The following is a 9,618-nucleotide window of genomic DNA, read 5'->3' as shown; positions in this document are numbered from 1 at the left end:
GGTGGCGTCCGACGCAACCGCGTTGACCTGCCCGCCGTAGGCACCGAGGTAGACCAGGCGCCCCGGCCGCGCCCGCACTCGCGGCGAGCGGCCCCCTGCGGGCGGGCGCAGCCACGGCACCGCCAAAGCGGCCCCCGCCGAAGTGGCAGCCCCAGAACCGGGCAAGCGCGCTGACCACGCTGCCGGCGGAGACGAAGCAGGTGATCGTCGTCGGCGCCAGCAGCTACACCACGACCTACGCCACGCTGGAGGCGTTCGTGCGGGTGCGGAGCACCTGGCAGCCGGCCTCGGCGTCGTTGCCCGCCCGGATCGGCTCGAAGGGCTTCAGTGACAACCACGTGGAGGGTGTGCCGACCACGCCGACCGGCGTCTACTCGATCGGCCCCACCATGTACGGCATCGCCGCCGACCCGGGAGTGCGGTTCCCCTACCACCGGCTGGTCGACGGTGACTGGTGGAACGAGAACCCGTCGTCGGCGCTCTACAACACCTTCCAGCACAGTTCGACCAACCCGGGTGGGGCCAGCGAGGCCCTGTGGAAGGAGGTCCCCGCGTACACGCACTTCGCGGTGATCACCTACAACATGCCGCCGAACGTGCCGAAGCCGGTGCCGAACGCGGGCAGCGGAATCTTCCTGCACCAGTTCAGCACCAGCGCCGGCAACGCCACCGCCGGTTGCGTCTCCCTCGCCCACGATCACCTGGTCGACGTGCTCAACTGGCTGGACCCGGCGCTGTCACCACGCATCGTGCTCAGCCCGTACGCCCAGCTCAGCCGATACTGAGAGCCGCTGCGGCTCAGCCTTCCTCGCGCCGGACGATCGCCACCGCCACCCGGCAGAACTCGTCCATGTCCGGGTTGAAGCCGGCAGCGATGTCGGGATGCAACCCGGAGCGGGTCTCCTCCAACAGCCGCTGGCAGACCTGCTCGACCGGTTCGCCGGCATAGCCGGAGCGGACCCGCTCGGTGGCCGCCTGAAGCGCCGAGGTCAGCTGCTCCTCCAGCGGCCCGCGCAGCTTCTGCTGCACAGGATCGAGCCCGCGGGGGTCGAGCGTGACATGTGGCTCCGACATCGGTGCTCCCTTCGTCGGCGTCCGCGATACCCCACCGCGGACGTCGGTCAAACCCCTGTCGGTACGGCGGCGACCCGCACCTGGTACGAGAACTCCTCAGCCGGCTCCTCGTGGTACGACAGCCGGCGGATCTGCCGGTCGTCGTCGTAGAGGGCGACGTCCACCAGCACGCCGAGGTGGGTGAGGCCGATGCTGGACACCCGCTTCTTGTCCTGCAACACCGCGCAGACGCCGCCGAGCAGGGTGCTGGCGTCGGACGTACGGTGCCCGGGCGGGCAGCGCAACACCAGGTCCACCTCGATCGGCCCGGGCAACGGCGTCCAGCCGGTGCGCTGGGCCGCCGCGAGGGCGGCCTGGAGCAGAGTGCGGACCCTCGTCGCCTGCCGATGCCCGGCGGCGAAGATGGACAACGCTTCGGTCTTGACCGGTGGCAGGCCGCTCACCTCGAACGTCAGGGCGAGAGCGCGGGTGTCCTGCACGACGGCACCTCCTCGTTGGGACGATCCTGCCGAAACGGGGGAGCGGCGGTGGGACGTTCCCGCGATTACCAACCGATCGGGCAGGCATGGGTCGGCCGGAGGCGTGTCGACGACGGCGGCGAACGCGCCAGCTACGGCGCTAGGAAAACGCTAGCCGACGACGCCCGCGCTCGGTAGTCGGTCGTTCACCCGGTGGGGCGTGGTGCGAAGGCGCAGAACTCGTTGCCCTCGGGGTCGGCCAGCACCCACCACCAGTGCGCCTCGTCGATCGGCTCCCGCAGCAGCGTCGCGCCCGCCGCGATCAGCGCCATCGGCTCCGGATCGGCCAGCTCGACGTCCCAGTGCATACGGTTCTTGACCGTCTTGGGCTCGCTCACCCCGTCGAAGACCCAGTGGTCCCAGGGCAGGCCGGCGGACCCGAGCACCAGCGCGTCGGTCGACCCGTACTCGGCGGTGCCGCCGAGCACGCCGGCCCACCAGCCCGCCTGGGCGGCCGGGTCGAGCGCGTCCACCACGAGCTGAAACGGCCCCGGTCGGCTGTTGGCGTCGGCCGCGAGCGCGCAGAACTCGTTGCCGTCCGGGTCGGCCAGCACCCACCGGCCGTCGTCGTTCGGCTCGCGGACCAGTCGGGCGCCGTCCGCGAGCAGCGGCGCCGGGTCCGCGCCGGGCAACCGCAGATCCAGGTGTACGCGGGTCCTGCCGACCCGAGGCTCCGGCACCTTGTTCACCCAGATCGACTCCGCGGGTGAGCGCGCCGAGCGCGGGTCCACCCGGGTGTCGTCGTCACCGGCGTCGGCCACGTCCCCGTCGAGCAGCCGGGCCCAGAAGGCACCCAGTGCGAGCGGGTCGTTGGCGTCCAGGCAGAGGTCCTTGAAGCGCGCGATCATCGTGCCAGCATGCCTGGTCCCGAGGGGTCCCCGCGCGCGTTGGGAGGGGAGTCTCGCACTACGCCGGGTCGGGCCCGGGCCGGCCTGGGCCGGGCCGGGCCGCGATCTTGCACTTACTGTCCCGACGTAGGCGGCATTCCACGCTTTTCGACCACCGGAACTGCAAGATCGGCGCGGTTGGCTGGGCCGGGGCGGGTTAGTGCTGCTTGGCGTACTTGATGAAGGCCTTCCAGGCTGTGGGGTCGACGTGCAGGGTGCCGCCGTCGCGGTCCTTGGTGTCGCGCACCAGCACCACGCTCGGCAGGTTGTCGGCGACCTCGACGCAGGAGCCGCCGTTGCCGCCGGACCGGGTCGACTTTCGCCACTGTGGGGTCAGCATGCCCATGACTTCGCCACTTCCTTGATCAGGTCGGTTGACTGCCGGCGGGGGAGCGCCTCGTTCCGCACGATCTCCCACGTCTTCGCCAGCTTAGCGACGTCGGTTGGCGCATCGACGAACTGCGCGGTGAGCTGGTTGTCGGCGTGGGCCACCCGCTCGCCGTCCGGCATCTCGGCGATGATGAACTGACCGGCCAGCCCCAGATACATCCCAGCATCCGTCGGGACGATGTGCACCTGGATATGCTCCGCCACCGCCAACTGGGCCAGGTGCTCGCACTGCTCGACCATGAGGCCCGGCTGGTCGAGCACGGGCCGGCGAAGCACCGCCTCGTCCAGCACGGCGATGAGCTGCGGCGGGCGCGGGCGGTGCAGGATCGCCTGGCGTTCCAGCCGGGAGGCGACGATGCGGTCCACATCCTCGGGGTCGAACCGGCCACCGGCCAGCGTCGCGCGAGCGTACCGCTCGGTCTGGAGCAGGCCCGGCACGTAGGCCAACTCGAACCAGCGCAGCGTGGTCGCCTCCCGCTCGAACTCGATCCACTCGCGAAGCCAGGCCGGTTCGGCGTCGAGCCGGGCCAACCCGTCGAGCATGCGGAGGAAGCGTCCGCCGGTCTGGTGGTGGGTGTCGACCGCCCTCATGTACTCCTTCGTGGGCGGTCGCCCGCCGGTCTCCACCGAGCTGACGTGTGAACCCGAATAGCCGATGCCTCGGCCGAAGTCGTCCTGACTGAGCCCTGTTTCCGCCCGGAGCAGGCGCAACTCCTCCAGCACGTAGTCGGTGACGGTCCCCATCGATTCCCCAACCTTCGCTCAGTCTGGCTCGGCGTGTCCCTCATGGGTGCTCACCTGGACCGCTGAGCTGCACGGATGGCGCGAGCACGTATCGACGGTAGTCGTGTCATCACCAGACTGTCACCAGTGGCGGGTCCGCTGGTGGCCGGAATGGCGGCGGCAGGCTCTGCACCCGGGGTCGCTCCCGTCTCCCCCTTGCGGGAGCGACCCCTTCACCCACCTTCAGGAGGACGATGTGCTGAGCCCTTTGGTGCGGTGGCGGTGATGGTTGTGGTCCGGCCGCCCGTCCCGCACGTCGCCATGCGCCCGCTCTGGCGGTGCCGCAACTGCGGCCGGGAGTGGCCCTGCCAGCCGGCCAAGCTCGCCCTGTTGACGGAGTACCGGGCCAACCGGACCGCGCTGCTGATCTATCTCGGCACTCTCATGCACGAGGCGACGAACCAGCTCACCCAACTCCACCCGGATCATCCGCCGGCCCGGATGACCGAGCGCTTCCTCTCCTGGGCGAGAGCCCGCGGCTGACGCTCGGCCCGCCGTCCTTCATCCCGGAAAGTGGATCAGCGGCACCCCGTCGGAGTATCCGGGCCCCTCACTGGTCAGCACCGCGGCGTCGTGGGTCAGGCCCGCCACGGCGGCTGCGGCCAGGTCGAAACGGCCGGTCCTGCGCTGCCAGAAGGTCAGCTCGGGTAGATCCTCCGCCTGCTCGGGCAGCAGCGCGCAGGACGTCTGGGCCAGCAGCTTGTGCAGCAGGGCAAGATCCTTGCCGGTCGCCATGGTCAACGCTTCGGTCGCTGCCACCACCGGCACCCCGAACCGCACCCCGTCCTCAATCACCTCATGGACGGGCTCGCCCACGTGCACCGTCTGGAGGACGGCATACCCCAGCAGGGCCGACCGGTCCAGGATGAGCCGAACTGGTGGCGTCGTCTCCGAGGTCATGCGGCGTCGGCGCGGGGCGTGCTGTCGTCACCGTTCATCTCGGCCTCCATGGCGGCGCGGATCTTGGCGCGCTCCGCCTCGAACCGCTCCGGAGGCCACTCAGCCTCGACGCCCAGGCGACGGGCCCGCGCCTCGGCCACACCCTGCTCGCTGACGTGGATGCCGGCGGCGAGCAACAACTCCTTGTGCTGCTCCACCCGCTTGCGCCGACGCACCGACTCGGTGACGTAGGCGCTGGCCATGCGGTTGCCCTGGCTCTCCAGGATCTGACTCACGTCCGGGGGGACGGAGATCGTGAAGCGGCGCTGAGGCTCTGTCATACGCGCAGCTTACACCTGTCATACTCCAGGCTGGCGCTGCTCGTACCGTCAAGCGGGTTTGACTCTGGTGGCATTCGGGTGCGGGCCGTCGGCGGCGGTCCGGGCGTGAACCTCCGCTGTAACAGCCAGGTTTCGCGGCTTCACGGGTGGGGCAGAGTAGCCGCTACAGAGCGTCCGGGCCGGTGTTTCCGCAGCTTGCCGACTCGGAATCGGCTCGCCGTGCGCCGGGGCACGGATGCCCTCCCCGGTCTTTCGCCGAGGAGAGGGGGAGGGCGATGACGGACCCCGAAACGGCTCGACACCGACGCCGGCCGGTAGCACGGCTGGGCGCGGCGGCCGCCGCGCTGGCACTCGTGGCGCCGTTGGCCGCGTGCGGCGCGGACGACGCTGGTGGCCCACCGACGATCAACCTGTACTACCCGCCCGAGCAGAACCTGCAGAAGGTCGTCGACGACTGCAACGCGCAGGCCCAGGGACGGTACGAGATCGCCTACCGGGTGCTGCCCCGGCAGGCCGACGACCAGCGGGTGCAGATGGTGCGCCGGCTGGCCGCCGAGGACAGCGGAATGGATCTGCTCGGGCTGGACGTCACCTGGACCCAGGAGTTCGCCAGCGCCGACTGGATCCGCGAGTGGACCGGCCAGGACAAGGCCGAGGTCGAGCAGGGCACCCTCGCCGGGCCGTTGGACACCGCCCGCTACAAGGACAAGTTGTACGCGGCGCCGAAGAACACCAACGTCCAGCTGCTCTGGTACCGCAAGGACCTGGTGCCGCAGCCGCCGACCACCTGGGACCAGATGATCAGCGCGGCCCAGCAGCTCAAGGACCAGGGCAAGCCGTACCAGGTGCTCACCATGGGCGCGCAGTACGAGGGTCTGGTCGTCCTCTACAACACCCTCGCCGAAAGCGCCGGCGGGAAGATCCTCAACGACGACGGTACGAAGGCCGAGATGGACGAGGGCACGGTCCGGGCGTTGGAGCAGCTGAAGAAGTTCGCCACGTCGGGCGTTACCTCGCCGTCGTTCAGCAACGCCACCGAGGACCCCGTTCGGCTGGAGTTCCAGTCCGGCGAGGGCGCGTTCCAGGTGAACTGGCCGTTCGTCTACCCGGCTCTCCAGGAGGCGAACCCGGACCTGGCCAAGCAGGTCGGCTGGGCTCGGATCCCGGGCATCGACGAGGGCACCCCCAGCAAGGTCACCATCGGTGGGGTCAACCTGGCGGTCAGCTCCTACTCGAAGCACCCGGAGCAGTCCTTCGAGGCGGCCCGGTGCATCCGCAGCGCCGAGCACCAGAAGTTCTCCGCCATCAACGACGGTGTGCCGCCGACCATCGAGGCGGTCTTCGACGACCCGGAGATGACCGAGGCGTACCCGATGAAGGACACCATCCTGGAGGAGCTGAAGGATCCGGCGACGCGTCCGCTGACCCCCGCCTACCAGAGCATCTCCACAGTGATGTCGGCGATCCTGTCGCCGCCGTCCGGCATCCGCCCGCAGCAGACCGCCGACGAGCTGCGCGACGCCATCGCCGACGCCCTCCAGTCCAAGGGGGTCCTGCCGTGAGTATCAACGCCACACCGACCGGCGCCGAAGTCGCCGCCGAGGAGACCCAGCGGCCCGCCTCCGTACCGAAGCAACGCGGCAGCCGTCGCAAGCCCCCGTTGAGCGAGAACAAGAAGGCCGAACGCCGGCTCGGTCTGCTGCTCTGCGCGCCGGCCGCGCTGGTCATGATCGCGGTGACCGCGTACCCGATCATCTACTCGGTCTGGCTGTCGTTGCAGCGCTTCGACCTGCGCTTCCCCGACCAGCGTGAGTTCATCGGGCTGGAGAACTACGTCACAGTGCTCACCAACGAGTTCTGGTGGACCGCGTTCGGGGTGACCATGCTGATCACGGTGGTCACCGTCGCCATCGAGCTGGTGCTCGGCATGGGCCTGGCGATCATCATGCACCGCACCATCGTCGGGCGCGGCCTGGTCCGGACCTCGGCGCTGATCCCGTACGGGATCGTCACGGTGGTCGCCGCGTTCTCCTGGCGGTACGCCTGGACGCCCGGCACCGGCTACCTGGCCGACCTGTTCAGCGACGGCGCGCCGCTCACCGAGCGGGCCAGCTCCCTGGCGATCATCATGCTGGCGGAGATCTGGAAGACCACCCCGTTCATGGCGCTACTGCTGATGGCCGGGCTGGCGCTGGTCCCGGAGGACCTGCTCAAGGCGGCCTCCACCGACGGCGCGACCGCCTGGCAGAAGTTCACCAAGGTGATGCTGCCGGTGATGAAGCCGGCGATCCTGGTCGCGTTGCTGTTCCGCACCCTGGACGCGTTCCGGGTCTTCGACAACATCTTCGTGTTGACCGCCGGAGGCAACGAGACGTCGTCGGTGTCGATGCTCGCCTACAACAACCTGATCCGGGGTCTCAACCTCGGCATCGGCTCGACGATGTCGGTGCTGATCTTCATCACCGTGGCGATCATCGCCTTCGTCTTCGTGAAGCTGTTCGGCACCGCTGCTCCGGGCAGCGACGACGGGGAGAGGCGCTGACATGGCTGTCGAAACCACTACCAGGGCAAAGCTGCGCTGGGGTCTGCTCGACGTCCTCGTGGTCGTCTTCGCGCTGGTTCCGGTGCTGTGGATCGCGTCGCTGTCGTTCAAGACGCCGGCGACCCTCACCGACGGGAACTTCATCCCCCGGGAATGGACGCTGGACAACTACCGGACCATCTTCGACACCGACCAGTTCGTCCGGGCACTGGTCAACTCGATCGGCATCGCACTGATCGCCACGCTGATCGCTGTGGTGCTCGGCGCGATGGCCGCGTACGCGATCAGCCGGCTGGACTTCCCCGGTAAGAAGCTGCTGGTCGGCGTCTCCCTGCTGATCGCGATGTTCCCGCAGGTGTCACTGGTGTCGCCGCTGTTCGAGATCGAGCGCCAGCTCAAGATCTTCGACACCTGGCTGGGGCTGATCCTGCCGTACATCACCTTCGCGCTGCCGCTGGCGATCTACACGCTGTCGGCGTTCTTCAAGCAGATCCCGTGGGATCTGGAGAAGGCCGCGAAGATGGACGGCGCCACCCAGGGGCAGGCGTTCCGGCGGGTGATCGCGCCACTGGCCGCGCCCGGGCTGTTCACCACGGCGATCCTGGTCTTCATCTTCTGCTGGAACGACTTCCTGTTCGCGATCTCGCTGACCTCGACCGAGCGGTCCCGCACGGTGCCGGCCGCGTTGTCGTTCTTCACCGGCGCGTCGCAGTTCGAGGACCCCACCGGGGCGATCTGCGCCGCCGCCGTGGTGATCACCGTTCCGATCATCCTGTTCGTTCTCTTCTTCCAGCGTCGCATCGTGTCCGGTCTGACCTCCGGCGCGGTCAAGGGATAGGTGGGTAGTCATGGCTGACATCGTGCTGGACAAGGTGAGCAAGAGCTTCCCGGACGGGACCGTCGCCGTGCAGGACGTCGACCTGGAGATCGCCGACGGCGAGTTCGTGATCCTGGTCGGGCCCTCGGGCTGCGGCAAGTCCACCACCCTCAACATGATCGCCGGGCTGGAGGACATCAGCTCCGGTGAGCTGCGCATCGCCGGGCAGCGGGTCAACGACAAGGCCCCCCGGGACCGGGACATCGCCATGGTGTTCCAGTCGTACGCGCTGTACCCGAACATGACGGTGCGGGAGAACATGGCGTTCCCGCTGCGACTGGCGAAGCTCGACAAGGAAACCATCGACCGCAAGGTCGACGAGGCGGCGAAGGTGCTGGAGCTGACCTCGCTGCTGGACCGCAAGCCGGCCAACCTCTCCGGTGGCCAGCGTCAGCGGGTGGCGATGGGCCGGGCGATTGTCCGCCAGCCGAAGGCGTTCCTGATGGACGAGCCGTTGTCCAACCTCGACGCCAAGCTGCGGGTGCAGATGCGCACAGTGGTGTCCCGCCTGCAGAAGCAGCTCGGCACCACCACCGTCTACGTCACCCACGACCAGACCGAGGCGATGACCCTCGGCGACCGCGTGGTGATCATGCGTGGGGGCGCGGTGCAGCAGGTCGGGCCGCCGCAGGAGCTGTACGACCACCCGAAGAACCTCTTCGTGGCCGGCTTCATCGGCTCGCCGTCGATGAACTTCCTGCACGCCGCCGTGCAGGACGGCGAGCTGCACACCGCGCTGGGCACCGTGCCGATCGGTGACCGGATCCGCCGCGAGTTGGAGGCGGCCGACGCGCCCCGCGAGCTGATCCTCGGCATCCGGCCCGAGCACTTCGAGGACGCCGAACTGGTCGACGACGACACCCGCCGGCGGGGTATGGAGTTCGAGGCGCCGGTGGACATCGTCGAATCGATGGGCTCGGACAAGTACGTCTACTTCACCGTCGAGGGGGAGAAGGCCACCGCCGCCGAGTTGGAGGAGTTGGCCGCCGACGCCGGCGCCGCCGACTTCGCCGGCGCGGGAGGCAATCTGGTCACCCGCCTGTCCGCGGAGTCCCCGGTCGCCGAGGGCCAGTCCCGCCGGGTCTGGTTCAACCTGGAGAAGATCCACCTGTTCGACCCGGCCAACGGCCGCAACCTGACCCTGCAGGAGGGCCGAGCAGCCGGCGCGCTCGCCGACTGACGACCTCCTCGCGCCGCCGATCTTGCACTTTCGGTTGTCGATACAGGTGGAATGCCGTTTGTGTCGCGACAGAAAGTGCAAGATCGGCGCACCGGCGCGGCCGTTGCTGCCGGAGAGCCATCCGTCGAGCTGCCAGCGCACCCGGTC

13 protein-coding genes are annotated in these 9,618 nt (G+C 69.0%); 6 read left to right on the top strand and 7 right to left on the bottom strand.

The window, feature by feature from the left end:
• Positions 1–200: 200 nt before the first annotated feature.
• Positions 201–785 (top strand): L,D-transpeptidase family protein, encoded by a 585-nt coding sequence (locus ABZ749_RS20740; protein WP_357230034.1) that lies wholly within the window; start codon positions 201–203, stop codon positions 783–785.
• A gap of 13 nt (positions 786–798) precedes the next feature.
• Here ABZ749_RS20740 and ABZ749_RS20735 read toward each other — a convergent pair whose 3' ends face one another.
• The 5 genes from ABZ749_RS20735 to ABZ749_RS20715 all read right to left on the bottom strand — a co-directional run bounded on the left by ABZ749_RS20735 (position 799) and on the right by ABZ749_RS20715 (position 3,613).
• Positions 799–1,074 (bottom strand): hypothetical protein, encoded by a 276-nt coding sequence (locus ABZ749_RS20735; protein WP_357230032.1) that lies wholly within the window; start codon positions 1,072–1,074, stop codon positions 799–801.
• Between the two features lie 47 nt (positions 1,075–1,121).
• Positions 1,122–1,553: a hypothetical protein gene (locus tag ABZ749_RS20730; protein WP_355008410.1), complete on the bottom strand. Its 432-nt coding sequence runs from the start codon at positions 1,551–1,553 to the stop codon at positions 1,122–1,124.
• A gap of 185 nt (positions 1,554–1,738) precedes the next feature.
• Positions 1,739–2,440, bottom strand: a complete 702-nt coding sequence (locus ABZ749_RS20725; RefSeq protein ID WP_357230030.1) for a VOC family protein — start codon at positions 2,438–2,440, stop codon at positions 1,739–1,741.
• 196 nt (positions 2,441–2,636) lie between these two features.
• Positions 2,637–2,819: a DUF397 domain-containing protein gene (locus ABZ749_RS20720; protein ID WP_357230036.1), complete on the bottom strand. Its 183-nt coding sequence runs from the start codon at positions 2,817–2,819 to the stop codon at positions 2,637–2,639.
• On the bottom strand, positions 2,813–3,613 hold the full coding sequence (locus tag ABZ749_RS20715) for a helix-turn-helix transcriptional regulator (RefSeq protein WP_357230027.1): 801 nt from the start codon (positions 3,611–3,613) through the stop codon (positions 2,813–2,815). The genes ABZ749_RS20720 and ABZ749_RS20715 overlap by 7 nt, the downstream gene beginning before the upstream one ends.
• 264 nt (positions 3,614–3,877) lie before the next feature.
• Here ABZ749_RS20715 and ABZ749_RS20710 point away from each other — a divergent pair, with 264 nt between their 5' ends.
• Positions 3,878–4,135 carry a flavin reductase gene (locus tag ABZ749_RS20710; protein WP_357230025.1) on the top strand — a complete coding sequence of 86 codons (258 nt, stop codon included), beginning with the start codon at positions 3,878–3,880 and terminating at the stop codon, positions 4,133–4,135.
• Between the two features lie 18 nt (positions 4,136–4,153).
• Here ABZ749_RS20710 and ABZ749_RS20705 read toward each other — a convergent pair whose 3' ends face one another.
• Complete coding sequence (locus ABZ749_RS20705) at positions 4,154–4,552, bottom strand: hypothetical protein (RefSeq protein WP_357230023.1); 399 nt, start codon at positions 4,550–4,552, stop codon at positions 4,154–4,156.
• Positions 4,549–4,872 (bottom strand): hypothetical protein, encoded by a 324-nt coding sequence (locus ABZ749_RS20700; RefSeq protein ID WP_357230021.1) that lies wholly within the window; start codon positions 4,870–4,872, stop codon positions 4,549–4,551. The genes ABZ749_RS20705 and ABZ749_RS20700 overlap by 4 nt, the downstream gene beginning before the upstream one ends.
• Positions 4,873–5,147: 275 nt before the next feature.
• Here ABZ749_RS20700 and ABZ749_RS20695 point away from each other — a divergent pair, with 275 nt between their 5' ends.
• From ABZ749_RS20695 to ugpC, 4 genes are read left to right on the top strand one after another with little or no spacing between them, the layout of a single operon-like run.
• Positions 5,148–6,434, top strand: a complete 1,287-nt coding sequence (locus tag ABZ749_RS20695; protein ID WP_357230019.1) for an ABC transporter substrate-binding protein — start codon at positions 5,148–5,150, stop codon at positions 6,432–6,434.
• Positions 6,431–7,414 (top strand): sugar ABC transporter permease, encoded by a 984-nt coding sequence (locus ABZ749_RS20690; RefSeq protein WP_355008402.1) that lies wholly within the window; start codon positions 6,431–6,433, stop codon positions 7,412–7,414. Before ABZ749_RS20695 ends, ABZ749_RS20690 begins: the two co-directional genes overlap by 4 nt.
• A gap of 1 nt (position 7,415) precedes the next feature.
• Positions 7,416–8,252: a carbohydrate ABC transporter permease gene (locus tag ABZ749_RS20685; RefSeq protein WP_091404101.1), complete on the top strand. Its 837-nt coding sequence runs from the start codon at positions 7,416–7,418 to the stop codon at positions 8,250–8,252.
• Positions 8,253–8,262: 10 nt separating this feature from the next.
• Positions 8,263–9,471: a sn-glycerol-3-phosphate ABC transporter ATP-binding protein UgpC gene (gene ugpC / locus ABZ749_RS20680; RefSeq protein ID WP_357230016.1), complete on the top strand. Its 1,209-nt coding sequence runs from the start codon at positions 8,263–8,265 to the stop codon at positions 9,469–9,471.
• Positions 9,472–9,618: the final 147 nt, after the last annotated feature.

It is taken from the genome of Micromonospora sp. NPDC047753 (assembly GCF_040642735.1).
Taxonomy (GTDB): domain Bacteria; phylum Actinomycetota; class Actinomycetes; order Mycobacteriales; family Micromonosporaceae; genus Micromonospora.
This window is presented reverse-complemented; position numbering and strand designations above follow the sequence as displayed.